Raw genomic sequence first — 16,366 nt, forward strand, 5'->3', positions numbered from 1 at the left:
GAGAGTTATGGCTGATTATAGCTGATACGATAAATCACACCTGCCATATCATCCGTGATCAGCATCGCTCCATCCGCTGTTATTAGTATGTCAACCGGTCTGCCCCAGGCTTCGTTATCCTGCAGCCAGCCTTCCGCAAAAGATTCTTTTGTAGTAACCTTATTTTCCTCAATCTGTACCCGTTCAATACGATAGCCTGTTTTTGTACTGCGGTTCCACGAACCATGCTCTGCAATAAAGATGTTGCCATGGTATTCAGCGGGGAACATGGTGCCGGTATAAAATCGCATTCCCATTGGCGTAACGTGAGGATCAAGTTCAGCGGCAGGAGGAGTAAACTTATTGCAGTCATATTTTGCCCCAAGTTTGGGATCAGCTACTTCTTGACCATGGCAGTAAGGGAAACCGAAATGCATTCCTTTCTCTGGAGCATGATTCAACTCATCTGGCGGAAGATTATCTCCCATCCACGCCCGGCTGATATCGGTGAACCACAATTCCTTTGTGATGGGATGCCAGTCAAATCCTTCTGTGTTACGTACCCCTTTCGCGAATACTTCATAGTTTGTACCATTCGGTTTTATGCGTGAAATTAGAGCAAAACGATCCAGATCCGTTTCGCAGATATTGCAAGGTGAGCCAACAGAAACGTACAGCCAATCATCCGGACCAAACGCTATGTTTCTCCAACCGTGATAGGTTTCTTTAGGGTAATCAGTCGTTATAATGTGCGGTGGTGCTGGGTGATCGAGCGTATTTTCAATATCATCAAAACGCAGGATTCTGTTAACCGATGATACGTATAAAGCACCGTCATGAAATGCTACTCCGGAGGGCATTTTGAGCTTGCTGGCAATAATGCGGACTTGGCGTTTTCCCTCGTTTTCTGTGATGGCATAGATATTGCCTGCCGATTTGGAACCTACGAATACTGTTCCTTTATCGCCTAATGTCATGGCTTGTGCATCCGGTACATATGCCCAAATACTGATTGAAAACCCGGAGGGTAGCTTGATTTTATCAAGTGGAAGCTCTAATTCTTGAGCATTAACTTGGAAGGTGACTGCACATAGCGATGCCGAGAAAACAAAAGATAAGAATTTCATACAATCGAACAAGTAAAAATTAAGGAATAGAGGTTTCGAGATTGAAGTAACTTGAAATCGGGAAACCTGATCCCACAATGTTAGCGCATTTTTTAAGGAGGAAAGTATGCAAACTGCAGAAAACGTCGAACACTTGAATTTTCAGGCTGAAGCGAAACAGCTTTTGAGACTGATGATTCATTCCCTTTACAGTAATAAGGAAATTTTTCTACGGGAGTTAATTTCGAATGCTTCGGATGCCGCAGACAAACTGAGGTTTGAAGGATTATCCGATACGGCATTATATGAATCCGATCCGGATCTTAAAATCCGTATTGCTTACGATAAAGAGGCGCGTACTATCACGATCAGTGATAATGGTATCGGTATGTCCAGACAGGAAGTGATTGATAATATTGGTACTATTGCCAAATCTGGTACACGGGAATTTATTGATTCGCTGACAGGTGACCAAGCTAAGGATGCCAACCTAATTGGACAGTTTGGCGTAGGTTTTTATTCGGCATTTATTGTTGCAGACAAAGTAACGTTGACTACTCGCCGTGCAGGCCTGACTACTGAGCATGGAGTGCGCTGGGAATCCAGTGGTGAGGGTGAATACACGCTGGAAACCGTGGAAAAAGGGGATCGGGGTACAGAGGTTGTTTTGCATCTGCGTGAAGACGAGGATGAGCTGTTAAGCGGCTTTCAGCTGCGTTCTATCATCCGCAAGTATTCAGATCACATCACGCTTCCTATCATTATGAAGAAGGAGGTATGGGATGACGAGAGCAAGGCATACAAAATAAGTGATGAAGAAGAAACAGTCAATCAGGCCAGTGCAATCTGGGCGCGGCCTAAAAATGAGATTACGCAAGAACAGTACGATGAATTTTATAAACATGTAGCGCATGATTTCGAGCCGCCGCTTGCTCATGTACATGCCAGAGTTGAAGGTAAGCAGGAGTATATTCAGTTGTTATATATTCCCGCCCATGCGCCGTTTGACCTGTTTGATCGCGAGCATCGTCATGGCCTCAAACTCTATATCAAACGTGTGTTTATTATGGATGATGCGGAGAAATTGTTGCCAGGGTACTTGCGTTTCATTCGCGGCATTATTGATTCAAACGATTTACCATTGAATGTTTCCCGTGAAATCCTGCAAGAATCGAAAGATATTGACAGCATTCGTGCCGGCTCGGTGAAAAAAGTACTGGGGTTGATTGAAGATCTTGCAACGAGTGATAAGAGCGAGGATCAGGAAAAATTTAAAATCTTCTGGCGTGAATTTGGCCAGGTACTGAAAGAAGGAGTTGCGGAAGATTACAGCAACCGTGAACGTATCGCTAAATTGCTGAGATTTACTTCAACACATGATGAACAAGAAGAGCAGACGGTCTCGCTGGATGATTACATCGCCCGGATGAAACCAGAACAGGAAAAAATTTACTACATTACTGCAGATGGTCTGAAGGCAGCCCAAAGCAGCCCACATCTGGAAATATTCCGTAAAAAAGGGATCGAGGTTCTGTTGTTGCATGATCGTATTGATGAATGGCTGACAGCCAATCTAAATGAGTATGCGGGTAAATCTTTACAATCTATTGCCAAAGGTGATCTGGATCTAGGCAAGCTGGAAGATGAAGTAGAAAAGCAAGAGCATGAAAAGGAAGCAGGAGATTTTCAGGAATTAACAGCAAAAATGAAGGAAGTGCTGGGTGAGCTAGTCAAGGATGTGCGCATTACCTACCGTTTGACGGAATCGCCAGCCTGTTTGGTAGCTGATACACACGATATGAGTGGTAATCTCGGACGACTGCTGAAATCTGCTGGTCAGAAAGTTCCGGATAGTAAACCGTTTCTGGAAATCAACCCGCATCATCCCATGGTTCAGCGCCTGAAATATGAAGAAGCCAAATTTGCTGACTGGAGCCATATTTTGTTTGATCAGGCATTGCTGGCCGAAGGGGGGCAGCTCGAAGATCCAGCTAGTTTCGTCAGACGATTGAATGATTTGCTGCTGCAAAATATTTTAAGCGGAAAATAAGATATCGAGGATTGGTTGTGCGTACACTATAAATTTGTCTAACAGTGTTTTTAAAATCCGGTTGTATAGAGTGAAAGCACAAGGTGCGCGAAGTTCAGCAACGAGACGTTACTTAAGGCAGTGCTCACCGTGCACTGCCTTGTTTTGCCTAAAAAAACCAACTTTAGAAGTATTCTCAAATAATATTGGCAAGTTTAGCGTGTTAATCTGAAGAGGAGAAATAGAGCAAACAGCGATTCTATTTCTTTATCTTGACACTCCAGTAATTCATCATATACCCTCCTAATCTCAAAAAGAGAACGATTAGTTTACTTTTGTCCGGAGAGGAGAAGCAGAATGAGAGATAACTCTGTTATAAAACTTTGTTCCACACTACCGATTTTAATGCTGGCCAGCAATCTGGCTTATGCCATGCCTGGTATGCATGGAGCAGAAGGTGTAGCTGAGCCACCAGCCGCATCAAAAAGTATGGGGGCTCCTATTAACTCGCCCGGTACTGAAATAGAGATAACTTACAGTGCGGATGGCAAAACAGCTATTTTCGTTTCAACGCGCGAAGGTAGTATCAAATCACCGGGCAGTGCCTATAACTTTGATATATGGATGTCTCATAATATAGATGGCATATGGCAGGAACCTGTTCATCTTGGCTCCGATATTGATCCGACTGTAGGCCCTAATATCAATACTACAGCCTGGGAGTTAGAGCCAAGTCTTTCAGATGACGGAAATGTTATTTATTTTACGAGATATGAGCCGGACAACCTGTTGTCGGGGGATCTTTATGTTGTTCAGAGAGTGAACGGCGTATGGCAAGCACCCAAAAACTGGAATGATATGCCGGAGCTTCCCAGTATCAATACATCAACTGGCGAAGAACACTGCCCGATTATTGCCTCTGACAGTCTAATTTATTTTAACTACAGCCAGCCTGGGGTAACTCAGGAGAGTGATATCTGGAAAGTTGAGAAAAAAGATGGTATATGGCAAAAGCCGGTAAGCTTGGGATCGAAAATAAATTCTCCACAGCGCGACCACATGCACTGGACTGGCTTGTCAAAAAATGGCAAAAGTCTGGTTCTTACCAGTATGCGGACAAATCTGGGTTCGCGGGGTGGGCATGATATGTGGATTGCTCATCAGGATGAAAAGGGTGAGTGGCAAGAGCCGGTCAATCTTGGTGATGTTATCAATACCTCGGGAGAAGAAATGTGCTGGACTTTTACGCCCGATGGCAAGAAGTTTACCGGTAGCTGGGGGCCACAAGGTACGTTTGATACGGATATCCACTGGATAAGTAAAGAAGATATTCCTTTGTTAAAAACATTCGAGCCGATGGGACCTCCCCCCAATTTACTTATCAACAGTAACGGCTAAACAAGCTTGCCTCTGGTTTTTCCAAGCGGGCCACTTTTCAATAATACAAAGAGCTCCAAATTTATTTGGGGCTCTTTGTACAAATACTTCAGCCTGAATATCGGTATGTGTGAACTCCTCAATTTCATCAAAACTGTTGTGTGACGAAGATATTTGGGAAAAATTGCTGGAAATTCTGATGGATGATCTGGATTATGAATAGCTGATGATTGATGCTAGCCACTGTAAAGTTCATCCACATGCCAGCGGAGCCAGAGGTGGCAGGAGGACAAAAAGGGACTCAACACCAAAATATATCTGGCCGTGGATACGCATGGTATGCTGGTCAAAACCCTTGTTACACCAGGTGTCACTACTGATTGCGTGCAAGTTAGGTACCTGATTGAAGAAGTTAGTGCAGATTACCTGTTGGCAGATCGTGGCTATGATAGTAATGCAATCATTGATCTGGCGAAAAAACAGAAGATGGAAATTGTTATCCCGCCCAAAAAGGATCGAAAGATAAAAACGTCTAATGATAAAGCACTGTATGAACTGAGGCATCTTGTCGGAAATGCTTTCCTTCATCTCAAAAGATGGCGTGACGTTGCCACAAGGTACGCCAAAAATACCGCTTCTTTCCTTGCCGCCGTACAAATTAGATGTATCGCCCTCTGGCGGGTGTCTCGTGACTACGATGTCTGGGATGTGGCTCACATTTTCCTGAAAATATTTTTCCACTGAATATTTGCTATCCATCTTATCAATATCCACTTTGAACCCCGATAAAGACAGGATCAATCTGTATGTTTATCAAAACTGCACTAAAATACCGCCCGGTATGAAAAATATAAAATGCAGTCACTTGATCTGGAGCAATAGCGGAAAATAATGGAATCTTCACATAGTAGAACCTATAAGATCTTTGCCTCTTGTACCAGCTTCTGCTATCGCCATGCTCCCTGGGTTTTATTAATCTCATTTATTTTTGTTGCAATAAGCGCGGTATATACCACTCGTAATCTTGGCATGAATACTGATACAACGGATATGCTTTCTGAGCATTTGCCGTTTCGTATCAACAGTGAAAAGTACGACCAGGCTTTTCCTCAGGACACGAATATTCTGTTGTTGGTACTCAGTGCTCCTACCCCCGAGCAGGCTTATTCCACAGCACACCGGCTGGTAGCACTCCTGAAAAAAGATAACAAAAATTTTTCCGATGTTTATGCGCCAGGCGTAGAAGATTTTTTTGGGCGTAACGGATTGCTCTATGAAGATATTCCTCAGCTGGAACGCATCACGGATCATTTGGCTGAAGCTCAGCCGCTGATTGCGCAAATTACCCGGAACCCCACACTGCACACATTTATCACGCTACTCACGCAAGCGACTGATGAATTAAACAAAGGCCAGCACCTGGAGCTGGAGCCGGTTTTCCAGGGAGTGAGCGAGACAATCGATGCACAGCTTACTGGCAAATCGCGCCCCCTATCATGGCAGACATTATTTCGTGGCGAACCGTTGAAGGCTAGTTATCAGGAAATAATTGTCGTTAAACCCATCCCGGACTATTCAGAGCTGCTTCCGAGCAAGCAACCTGTTATGGCGGTGCGCGCAGCCGCAGAAGAAGCAGGTTTAATCGACGATGGGCCAATTCAGTTGCGTATTACCGGGGACATGGCGTTGGCTGATGAGGAACTCAAGAGCTCGCTGGATGGGATGGAAATTGCCGGGGTCGTTACATTCATCATGGTGGGTGCAGTACTTTATTCGGCTATGTATACGGTTGGTATGACTATAGCTGTACTGATTTGTCTGGTGGCGGGTTTAGTGCTGACAGCCGCGTTCGCAACGGTTGCTATTGGTCAGCTGAATGTGATTTCCATTGCTTTTGCGGTGTTGTATATCGGCCTGGGGGCAGATTTTGCTATTCACTTTCTGCTTCGTTATCGGGAAATGCAAGAAAGTGGCTTGTTCACAAAAACCGCTGTATATCGGGCGGGTGGCGAAGCCGGGGTTGCGCTGACTGCCTGTACGGTTGCAAATGCTATTGGCTTTTATGCATTCATCCCCACCAGTTACAGCGGGGTGGCAGAGCTTGGGATTATCTCAGGTACGGGCATGCTGATCAGTCTGGTGGTTACTTTTATTGTCGGATCGGCACTGTTACGCTATTTATCGGGGCAATCAGCTGTTAAACCCAACGGCAGGAAAATGTTGGGTAAAGTACTTGAGGTTTCGCTGAAGTGGCGAAAATTGACACACATTTTTGTTTGTTTAGTGTTGTTGTTGGCAGCAGTATTGTGGCCACAAATCAGGTTTGACTATAACCTGCTCAATATGCAGGATCCAAAGGGGGAGGCTGTTCAGACTTTCCGGGAATTGCTGGCATCACCCGATCATTCACCGTGGTATGCGGTTGTGCTGACTGAAGATCGCAATGAAATTCAACAGTTGAAAGAAAATCTGAGCAAACTGCCAGAAGTAAGTAAAGTGGTTTCAATTAAGGATTTTGTGCCATCCGAGCAGGAAGAAAAGCTGGCTGCAATTGAAGAAATGTCACTTATCATCGGCCCGGAACTGTCAATGGCAACGCCATCCGCGGTTAAGCAAACAGCATCACAACAACAGCAGGTGCTCGCCTCTCTGCATGCTACGTTAGAACGTTTTACTGTGGGTTATCCAGATTCCTCCATTTTAGCTTCTGCATTGGCACTCAGGAATTCAGTGGGATCATTGCTTCACCGGCTAAACAAGGCAGATCCGGATGAGCAGGATAAATTACTACAGTTGCTGGAAGAAAACCTGCTGTCCACACTGTCTGTTGCGCTTCAGCGTTTATACAATCTGATTGAAGCTACTCCTTTCGGTGAACAGGAGCTGCCCGTGCCACTGGCCAGTCGCTGGCACAGTCATACAGGGGAATATCTTGTTGCCGTATATCCGTCTGATGATATTGGTGATAATGAGTCATTGCGCCGTTTTGTCAGATCGGTGCAGCAAGTGGCACCGCATGTAACCGGGATACCTGTAATCAGTCTGGAAGCAGGCAATGCGGTAATCGATGCATTTATTCAGGCATTCTCACTGACTTTTGTGGGGGTGGTAATTGCGCTTCTGCTCATGCTGCGCAGCATAAAATATACCGTACTGGTATTGATTCCACTGTTGTTATCCAGCATATTTATCGGCATTTTTACTGTCTTGCTGGATACACCATTCAACTTCGCTAATATCATTGCTCTACCACTTTTGTTGGGTCTGGGGATTGACAGCAGCTTGCACATGGTACATCGCAGCATGGATAACCAGGTTGGCAGCGAAATTTTGATTCATACCAGTACGGTACGAGCTATCTTTTACAGTGCGTTGACCGCGCTGGTTGATTTTGCCAGCCTCATGTTTTCACCACATAAAGGAACGGCCAGCATGGGAACGTTGCTTACCGTCGGGCTGGCATTTACCCTGATCTGTACGCTTGTTATTCTGCCTTCTCTACTGGGGAATTCCAGCCGACGGACGGCATCATGAAGTCCTCATTATCCGGCATGTTTGAACAGGGTAGGTCAACCTTGGTCTGGTTTGTTCTTTCCGTAGCGATGTTTAAGGTATTCAATTACAGGTGGGATGATCGATAAAATAATGATCGCAACAATAACCAGCTTGAAGTTTCTTTGTATAAATGGGAGTTGCCCGAAATAAAATCCAGCGTAAACAAATATCCCGACCCACAGCGCAGCACCAATGATGTTGTAAGTAAGAAAGGTGCGATAAGGCATAGTGCCAATACCGGCCACAAATGGAGCAAAAGTACGGATGATAGGGATAAAGCGCGCGATGATAATCGTTTTGCCACCGTATTTGAGGTAAAAGGCATGCGTCTTATCAAGATGCTCCTGTTTAAGGAAGCGAAACTTCTCCGGGGTAAAAACCTTTAGCCCGAATTCTTGACCTATCCAGTAATTAAGGCTGTCACCCAAAATACCAGCCAGGCATAACCCGGCAAACAGGATATGGGGATTAAGCTGTGATCCTTGTATCGATGCGAGTGATCCTGCAGCAAACAGCAAGGAGTCACCAGGCAAAAAAGGAAATACAACCAGCCCGGTTTCACAAAAAATGATCAGAAAGAGAATGCCATTGACCCATATTCCATATTCCAAGACGAGCTCCCGCAGGTGGCTATCAATATGGATAATGAAGTCGATAAGAAACATGGGCAGGGGGATATGGGTTTGTTGTGGAGAATGAGGTTACGGTTTGTAACAATCAGTGCAAGAATACCGCACCAGATTACCTCGAAGCATGAATAAATCTGAACAATAAAAAAGGCACTTGCCCATTTTCTGACCAAGTGCCTGTGTCTGGTAGGCCGTGCGCGATTCGAACGCGCGACCAACGGATTAAAAGTCCGCTGCTCTACCGGCTGAGCTAACGACCCGAAGGCGGCAATTATACCAATTCATTCCTCATTGGGGAACACTTTATCGTGATTAGAAGAAAGTGATCACATATATTGCCGGGTTATTCTGCTGAAACTGCGTATGCCTGAGCTGATAATGATAATGAAACCGGTTTGTACCAGGCACCAGCGGGTAAATAATTCTGCTTCGGGCAGAATTTGCTTACGATCAGGGCCAAGCAGAAATTGGGGGCCAGAAAAAATATGTCCATATTTATGCACTTCGGACTCCAGCCCAAGAGAGAGTAGCCACCATCCTATTGGCAGCATTATAAGGGATAGTACTATCCCTAAGATCCATTCCATAACGTTACCGGATAGATTGACAAGTATGATGGCGTTAACGCAAAGAACAAAGAGTAGAGCGTAAAGATAAAAACCTCCTCCCATACCTATGGCACCATTGCGGGCGATTAACTCATTCAGGTTGTCAGTTGAGGACCAGCTAAAGGTGATGGTTTTGGCCAGCCAGAGCCAGGGTAGTGCGCTGATAACCAGAATAAGCATTTTTCTTGTGACTTGTGCACGCTGTTTACGTAGGCTGAAGAAACTGATAATCAGCGCCAGAAAGATGACAAGGGGTGCATACAGCGCTGTATAGCGAACTGGTCTTTCCAGTGTGGAAATCAATGTTGGCCCAAGCCATTCAAAGATATGTCGCCAGCCTTCCCCCCAGATGTCTTTGTTAATAACGAACCAGTAAATATTATTCGATCCAGTGATATCGGCAATACTTTCCTGGGTTACGCTGATTGAAAGTAACCCCAGGCTGATAAGACTGACTGTGAGTACCCATCCTGGCAAGCTTATAAAGGGTCTGGTACTGGAAAGTATTCTGGAGCTGATCCATGCGGCTCCTGCTCCGATCCATAGTAGTGTCAGAATAAAAATGAATATAAATAATATATTGCCATCAAACAGAAATAGCTCTTTGAGGTTGTAAGGTATTTGGGGCAAGTGCAAGATCAGCCAGAGCAGGCTTGTAGCTCCCATTGACAAAAGAATTACGGGAATCCATGCACTGAATAAAGACAGATTTGTAGGGGAATCAGTCCGGTGAGAGTGGGGTGTGAATGGAATGGGCTTGTCCGGTACAGGGTTAGCTATGGGATGAGGTATTTCAATACGGCACTCAAGTTGTCTGGATTCACCCAACCCCCATGCAATCAGTCCGATCAGTAGTGGCTCGGTAATATCTGCATTACGCCCTAATAACGCCATTTGAATCAGTTCGATGACTATCGACCAGAAGACCAGTGCCAGGACTATGCCACGAAAATTTCCACCGGTATATGGAGCGAACCATAACAGGGCAGAATAGATGTAAAGAGACAGAACCAATGCCATAGCATTGGTAAGCATGGAGCCCTCAAGCATGGTGGCGAAGGGGATAAAATTGAAAGTGCCACCTATCGTGAAGGAGAAAGGTGTCAGGGCATGAATAGTCCAAGCAGTCAGTAGCGACCAGAAAGCGACGACTATCCTGGTGTGTGGACTGGTTTTCAGTAACAAAACGCTTGCCAGATAACCCGCCAGTAACCCCGATATGGTTGATGTGTCAAGGAGCTGATTTACAATCGTAATTTTTCCGGCCAGAATGAATAGTAATGCTCCTGTCAGCCAGACTAGGGGTTTTGGGGCCAGTAAGGAAAGTATGCTTCCGGCTGTTATGATGCTTGCTGCATGTATCCAGATAGAGGAGAAACTGAAGTCAAGTGTTTGCAGGGGTTTGACAGCATCCTTGAATTTTTGCCAGTCCAGGGATGGAACGAGAGGTAATAATTCACTGCATAACCAGAGCAATAATATTGCTAAAGGGATAGCAGCCTTGCCACCCGGGAAAGACTGCCTGCCTGGCCATAATAAGGATATCTGTTTTATCAGGACACTTACTCCGATTCCTGTGAACAGGCCTGTTATGTTCCAGAATACATCCACTAATGCTGCGGATCGGGTAGGTAACCATATTTGCAGGATTTGTAGAATCAGTGAGAATATAAAGCTGATTATGGTTAATAACAATAAATCGGGTATCTTGTTTTGCGAGTGGATTACTCGTTCTCCGGCAATGCCAAGCGGGAGAAATAGTACGATATTGCCTAATATGTCACCGATGGACGTTGTCCATTCCGGATTTATAAAAAATTGTTCAAGTGCTCCAGGAGCGGCGTGTGTGAAATTTCCTGGGTAAAGTGATCCATAAGTGATAAGTAGGACGAGAACAGTCAGTACTTTTGTGCTGAAGGATAAATGTCTGCTGCTATGGCTGATCATCATGGGTTTTTATCCGGTATTTCGTGTCTGTTATCTGCCGCAGATTTCAGTGATTCAGGTTATAACGTTAAAACATCCAGTTCTTTTGCAGTAGCCGGGTAGATAATTCTCTATAATTATTGGAGTGTACGGTCATATCAAAAATCTCTGGATAAATATGAAATGTTTCTGTTTGTGTAAAATAATTATCCGGATTCAAGGGCAAGCGATCGTACTGATTACTTAAAACTTTTCCGGTCCCTGACTTCTTCTGATTTTAAACCTGATATTTCACTATGCTCTGGATTAAATCGTTACATATCATTTCTATGGTGACCTGGTTTGCCGGGTTGTTTTATTTGCCCAGGTTGTTTGTTTATCACGCCATGTGTACGGATGAGGCGGGCATAGATCGGTTCAAGGTAATGGAGCGCAAGCTCTATTATGGCATTATGACCCCAGGTGGGTTATTGACGATCATTTTTGGTTCGTGGTTATGGCTTGGTTACGGTTTTTCTGGAGGGTGGCTGCACACCAAGCTGGTACTGGTGGTTTTGCTGATCGCTTACCATTTCTACTGCGGGAAGTTGCTGGTCGATTTCAAGCATGATCGTAACCGGCATGGCCATGTTTACTACCGCTGGTTCAATGAATTGCCGGTACTGGCGCTGTTTGCGATTGTTATCTTGGTTGTGGTCAAACCTTATTAACAGGGTAGTGCAAAGAATGAATCAGTCTTCTGCGATTGTCTGGCCTGGGAATAGTGTATCGGTATAACCGAATTTTCGCAGATCATTGATTCGCATAGGATAGAGTATCCCATTCAGGTGGTCACATTCATGCTGTACCACGCGCGCATGAAACCCGGCGACTGTTCTGTCGATGGGAGTAGCGGTTTCATCCACCCCCTGATAGCGTAAGTGAGTGTAGCGGGGAACCAGTCCGCGCATGCCCGGAATACTCAGACAACCCTCCCAGTCTTCTTCCTGTTCTTCGGTCAATGGGGTGAGTATGGGGTTGATCAGCACGGTAAATGGCACACTTTCAACATCCGGATAGCGCGGAGAGTGTTCTATCCCGAAGATGACTACTTGCAAGCTTATGCCGATTTGCGGGGCAGCCAGACCGGCGCCATTGAGTGCAGCCATCGTATCTTGCATGTCCTGCAATAATTCTTTGAGTACAGGTGTGTCAAATTGCTCAATTCTCTGCGCAGGCTGTAACAGGCGTGGGTCCCCCATTTTTAATACGGGTTTAATCATCGTTATTCCTTACCAGATGCTCCAATATATTTCTGACATTCATCATTGCATCTTCCAGTGCCTTGTGAGCAGCTTGCAGCGGGATAGCTTGTTTGCTTTCCCCGCGTCCGGCTGCATGATTAGCAATGGCGGCAATGGTCGCGTAGGAAATACCTAATTCCCGCGTGAGAATTGCCTCCGGCATACCCGTCATCCCAACTATATCTGCCCCATCACGTTCCAGACGATTGATTTCTGCTGCTGTTTCAAATCTGGGGCCCTCGGTTGCAGCATAAACACCTCCATCAATAACTGATTCACCCGCATCCTGTGCAGCCTTTAGGAGACAGTCGCGTGCAATAGGGCAATAGGGTTGTGTAAAATCCGTATTGGTGATGGCTTTGTCAGATCGATCATGAAAAGTAGCTTCCCGGCTATGGGTATAATCAATAATCTGGTCAGGAATGACGATTTTTCCAGGTTCCATATCTTTACGGATACCGCCAACTGATGTAACAGCAATGATTTTTTTGACTTGCTGGGTATGCAGTGCCCAGATGTTGGCACGATAGTTGACCATGTGCGGCGGAATGGTAATGCCATGGCCATGCCGGGACAGAAAAACAACTTCGTGCTCGCAGATCGTGCCAAAAATCAATGAACCGGACGGTTCTCCATAAGGGGTCCTTATGACCTGACGATGGGTAACTTCTAGGCCGGCCAGTTTGTTCATACGTCTGCCGCCGATAATTGCAATCATATTGATCCTGATGGTAATAAGTTATTTTTTTACATTTATATTATAACTGGCTACATACGCGTAATACGCGTGCAAGAGAAGATAACTGCAATCAGGAAGATTGTTATTGATCAATTACCTTACTGTGTTGTGCACCTGTCGAGATATTTTGCAGCAGTGACAGTAGCTGATCTTCATCCAGTACAGAAATGCCTAACTCGATTGCTTTAGCGTACTTGCTGCCAGGATCTGATCCCGCAACGACATAACTGGTGGCAGATGAAACGCTGCTGGTTACCTTGCCGCCTTGTTGTTCAATTTTGATTTTGGCCTGATCGCGCGTCATGGTTGGCAAAGTTCCGGTCAGAACGAAGGTTTTACCGGAAACAGCTGGATTGGTTTGTTCTGATTGTTGTACGCCATGGTTTGGTATTTCCCACTGCAACCCGCTATCAAGCAGTTGTCTGATCACTTCCCGGTTATGTGCTTCAGAAAAAAAATCTATAATACTTTGCGCAACTATCGGGCCGACATCCGGGATTTGTTGTAACTGTTCAATATCCAGAGTCATCAGCTGATCGAGATCGCTTGCCTGGTTAGCAAGCGCCTTGGCAGTCGCTTCACCAACATGACGAATACCCAGCGCATAAATAAAACGCGGCAACGTAGTTTTTTTGCTGTGTTCAATTGCGGTAACGAGGTTGCGTGCAGATTTTTCAGCCATGCGTTCCAGGCCCGCGAGCGTATCAATGTTCAGTTTATACAGATCGGCAGGGGTATGCACCAGTTCGCGGTCAATTAATTGATCAATCAGTTTTTCCCCCAACCCATCAATATCAAGGGCACGGCGGGAAGCAAAATGCCAGATTGCCTGTTTACGCTGAGCTGGACAATATAAACCTCCGGTACAGCGGGTCACTGCTTCACCTGGTAGACGTGCCGCTTTTGATCCGCATACCGGGCAATGATCCGGCATGATGAACGGTTGGGCGTGCGCAGGGCGCTGTTCCGGTATTACCGCCACCACTTCCGGGATGACATCGCCCGCCCGGCGCACGATGACGGTATCGCCGATCATGATCTGTTTGCGTTGAACTTCATCTTCGTTGTGCAGAGTGGCATTGGTAACTGTTACTCCCCCCACAAATACCGGGGCCAGGCGTGCAACCGGCGTCAGGGCACCGGTTCTTCCCACCTGGATTTCGATTGTCAATAATTCGGTACTGGCTTCTTGCGCCGGGAATTTATGTGCAATAGCAAAACGGGGAGCACGTGAGACATAACCAAGTGTTTCCTGTTGCGTCAGATTATCGACTTTGTACACCACACCGTCAATTTCATAGGGAAGGGATAAGCGTAAGGCACCCATTTCATGGTAATAGGTTAATAGTCCAGCCACGCCCGTTGTCGTACCATTTTGCTGCGCCACCAGAAACTGTTGTGATTTAAGATAATCTAGTATTTCGCTATGTTTGGAAAAAAACGGCTGATCTTTATGAGAGAGCACGGCATCATAAGCAAAGAAAGTCAGTTTGCGTGCAGCGGTGATATTGGAATCCAACTGACGTAGCGAGCCGGCAGCGGCATTACGTGGATTGGCAAAGAGCTTCTCCCCCTTGTTTCGCTGTTGTTCATTGAGATGCTCAAAGTCTGCTTTCAACATAACCACTTCGCCACGTACCTCGAACTGATCAGTGACAGTGGCTGTCTGCAGGCGCAAGGGTATGGATGGAATTGTGCGCAGATTCAGTGTGATATCTTCCCCGGTATAACCATCTCCCCGGGTGGCTCCGTTTGTCAATATTCCATTTGTATAAACCAGGCTGACAGCCAGTCCATCAAATTTGGGTTCAACTGCGTAGTTAACCTGATCCACATTCAGCGCTTCACGAATGCGCTTATCAAAGGCAATGGCCTCATCTTCTGTAAAAGCATTGGTCAGTGACAACATGGGTGTCTGGTGAGTGAGCCGAGCAAATACTTTTAGCGGGGGAGCACCCACCCGCTGGGTAGGTGAATCCGGTGTGATCAGATGCGGATATTGCTGTTCCAGTTGTTGCAAGGTGCGAAAAAGCTTGTCGTAATCTGCATCTGGAATAATTGGCGCATCCTGCACGTAGTAATGAAAGTCATGCAACGCAATGGTTGAACGTAATGCTTTCAGGCGTTCTTCAATTATTTTTTCGGATTCCATGTCAAGAATTACCATGTGAGGGGAGTAGAATAGGAAAATCCCGGTTGTAGGATAATAGAAATAGATTGCGCGGAGAGAGTTTCCGGGTTTTTTCATAAACTTTGCGCAAGACAGATTGTCTAAATATTTGTAATTTTATTTACAACAGGAGAAGTAATATGAATATCAGATTGACCGGATTATCAATCCTCATCGGCGCTTTATTTGCCATTCCCGCTACCACGGCAACAGCTGTTTCTCCGGTTGCTGAAACATTAATCCAACGAGGAGAAGCAGTTACCCTTATCCTGGCACAAGCTCAACAAAACCAGAGCAAGGAAGGAGAAGGTAGGGCCCAGGAAGAACAAGGAAAGGGTAGAGAAAAAGGCGGAAGTGATGCAGGCCATTCAGATCATGATGGCCATAATCAGGGAGATCAGGCGAAACAAGAAAAGGGAAAGTGCAAGGGAAAAGATAAGAGTAAAGATAAGGAAGGATATGATCGAGGAGACAAGGCCGATCATGAGCACCATCATCACAGCTATGCACATAATGTTGTGAGGCAAGCGGAAGCACTTGATCTTTCCGATGAACAGCTTGGCAAAATCGTACGCATTCATCTGAAAGAAGATCCTAAAGTGCATGATCATCTTAAAAAGAAAATGAAAGAAAGCATGAAAGCTTTCCGTAAAGCGGTTGCTCAACCCGCCGTTGATGAAGAAACTTTACGCAAACTGGGGCAGGATCTTGTTGATAGCTTCAATGAAATGGTTGCCCACCATATTGAAGAGCGAAAAGCTATTCGCAGCATATTGACGCCTGAACAGATCAAAAAATTGAAAGATATAAAGACAGAGCATGATCATTGATCTGATCTAGCAACCTGGTGTCGGCAGTAGTAAAGATATACTGCTGGCAGTAATTTTGTGTTCTGACTACGGCTCTTTATGGCTGGCTGAAGGATCCCGATAAAACGGATATTCTTCAGTCAGCCGTATTCATTT

At 45.5% G+C, this 16,366-nt stretch carries 11 protein-coding genes, 1 tRNA gene and 1 pseudogene; 6 read left to right on the top strand and 7 right to left on the bottom strand.

Features of this window, described 5'->3' with window-relative positions; all coding sequences use genetic code 11:
• Positions 1-5: 5 nt before the first annotated feature.
• Complete coding sequence (locus tag ABF86_RS00315; protein WP_240142168.1) at positions 6-1,184, bottom strand: PQQ-dependent sugar dehydrogenase; 1,179 nt, start codon at positions 1,182-1,184, stop codon at positions 6-8.
• A 28-nt stretch (positions 1,185-1,212) separates the two neighbouring features.
• On the opposite strand from ABF86_RS00315, the gene htpG reads away from it, so the two are divergent.
• The 4 genes and pseudogenes from htpG (at position 1,213) to ABF86_RS00335 (ending at position 8,025) form a co-directional block, all read left to right on the top strand.
• Entirely contained in the window at positions 1,213-3,135 is a 1,923-nt protein-coding gene (htpG, locus tag ABF86_RS00320) for a molecular chaperone HtpG (protein WP_074685007.1), read from the top strand.
• Between the two features lie 336 nt (positions 3,136-3,471).
• Entirely contained in the window at positions 3,472-4,512 is a 1,041-nt protein-coding gene (locus ABF86_RS00325; RefSeq protein WP_074455964.1) for a PD40 domain-containing protein, read from the top strand.
• A 142-nt stretch (positions 4,513-4,654) separates the two neighbouring features.
• Positions 4,655-5,235 (top strand): annotated as a pseudogene (locus ABF86_RS00330) (IS5 family transposase); the annotation flags it as partial.
• A 147-nt stretch (positions 5,236-5,382) separates the two neighbouring features.
• A complete protein-coding gene (locus ABF86_RS00335) occupies positions 5,383-8,025 on the top strand; it encodes an MMPL family transporter (RefSeq protein ID WP_074455966.1) in 2,643 nt (880 codons plus the stop codon).
• A 35-nt stretch (positions 8,026-8,060) separates the two neighbouring features.
• Here ABF86_RS00335 and ABF86_RS00340 read toward each other — a convergent pair whose 3' ends face one another.
• The 3 genes from ABF86_RS00340 to ABF86_RS00350 form a co-directional block, all read right to left on the bottom strand.
• On the bottom strand, positions 8,061-8,711 hold the full coding sequence (locus tag ABF86_RS00340) for a DedA family protein (protein WP_011634025.1): 651 nt from the start codon (positions 8,709-8,711) through the stop codon (positions 8,061-8,063).
• Between the two features lie 148 nt (positions 8,712-8,859).
• A tRNA-Lys gene (locus ABF86_RS00345) sits at positions 8,860-8,935 on the bottom strand.
• A gap of 66 nt (positions 8,936-9,001) precedes the next feature.
• Positions 9,002-11,233 (bottom strand): VanZ family protein, encoded by a 2,232-nt coding sequence (locus ABF86_RS00350; RefSeq protein ID WP_074685006.1) that lies wholly within the window; start codon positions 11,231-11,233, stop codon positions 9,002-9,004.
• A gap of 272 nt (positions 11,234-11,505) precedes the next feature.
• On the opposite strand from ABF86_RS00350, the gene hemJ reads away from it, so the two are divergent.
• Complete coding sequence (gene hemJ, locus ABF86_RS00355) at positions 11,506-11,919, top strand: protoporphyrinogen oxidase HemJ (RefSeq protein ID WP_011634027.1); 414 nt, start codon at positions 11,506-11,508, stop codon at positions 11,917-11,919.
• Between the two features lie 21 nt (positions 11,920-11,940).
• On the opposite strand, the gene def is transcribed toward hemJ, so the two are convergent.
• The 3 genes from def to ligA all read right to left on the bottom strand — a co-directional run bounded on the left by def (position 11,941) and on the right by ligA (position 15,383).
• The gene (gene def / locus ABF86_RS00360) at positions 11,941-12,471 is read right to left on the bottom strand and encodes a peptide deformylase (protein ID WP_011634028.1); all 531 of its coding nucleotides are present in this window, start codon (positions 12,469-12,471) and stop codon (positions 11,941-11,943) included.
• The gene (locus tag ABF86_RS00365; RefSeq protein ID WP_074685005.1) at positions 12,464-13,210 is read right to left on the bottom strand and encodes an S-methyl-5'-thioinosine phosphorylase; all 747 of its coding nucleotides are present in this window, start codon (positions 13,208-13,210) and stop codon (positions 12,464-12,466) included. The genes def and ABF86_RS00365 overlap by 8 nt, the downstream gene beginning before the upstream one ends.
• Positions 13,211-13,313: 103 nt before the next feature.
• A complete protein-coding gene (ligA, locus tag ABF86_RS00370) occupies positions 13,314-15,383 on the bottom strand; it encodes an NAD-dependent DNA ligase LigA (protein ID WP_074685004.1) in 2,070 nt (689 codons plus the stop codon).
• Between the two features lie 158 nt (positions 15,384-15,541).
• Between ligA and ABF86_RS00375 the strand changes: the two genes are divergently transcribed.
• Positions 15,542-16,231 (top strand): Spy/CpxP family protein refolding chaperone, encoded by a 690-nt coding sequence (locus ABF86_RS00375; protein WP_074685003.1) that lies wholly within the window; start codon positions 15,542-15,544, stop codon positions 16,229-16,231.
• Positions 16,232-16,366 lie beyond the last annotated feature (135 nt).

The organism is Nitrosomonas sp. GH22 (genome assembly GCF_009833115.1).
In the GTDB taxonomy this organism is placed as follows: domain Bacteria; phylum Pseudomonadota; class Gammaproteobacteria; order Burkholderiales; family Nitrosomonadaceae; genus Nitrosomonas; species Nitrosomonas eutropha.

Excerpts from the sequence above, each read along its gene's own strand:
- htpG (WP_074685007.1), top strand. The coding sequence starts at position 1,213 with ATGCAAACTGCAGAAAACGTCGAACACTTGAATTTTCAGGCTGAAGCG.
- ABF86_RS00325 (WP_074455964.1), top strand. The coding sequence starts at position 3,472 with ATGAGAGATAACTCTGTTATAAAACTTTGTTCCACACTACCGATTTTA.
- ABF86_RS00335 (WP_074455966.1), top strand. The coding sequence starts at position 5,383 with ATGGAATCTTCACATAGTAGAACCTATAAGATCTTTGCCTCTTGTACC.
- ABF86_RS00340 (WP_011634025.1), bottom strand. The coding sequence starts at position 8,711 with ATGTTTCTTATCGACTTCATTATCCATATTGATAGCCACCTGCGGGAG.
- ABF86_RS00350 (WP_074685006.1), bottom strand. The coding sequence starts at position 11,233 with ATGATGATCAGCCATAGCAGCAGACATTTATCCTTCAGCACAAAAGTA.
- hemJ (WP_011634027.1), top strand. The coding sequence starts at position 11,506 with ATGCTCTGGATTAAATCGTTACATATCATTTCTATGGTGACCTGGTTT.
- def (WP_011634028.1), bottom strand. The coding sequence starts at position 12,471 with ATGATTAAACCCGTATTAAAAATGGGGGACCCACGCCTGTTACAGCCT.
- ABF86_RS00365 (WP_074685005.1), bottom strand. The coding sequence starts at position 13,210 with ATGATTGCAATTATCGGCGGCAGACGTATGAACAAACTGGCCGGCCTA.
- ligA (WP_074685004.1), bottom strand. The coding sequence starts at position 15,383 with ATGGAATCCGAAAAAATAATTGAAGAACGCCTGAAAGCATTACGTTCA.
- ABF86_RS00375 (WP_074685003.1), top strand. The coding sequence starts at position 15,542 with ATGAATATCAGATTGACCGGATTATCAATCCTCATCGGCGCTTTATTT.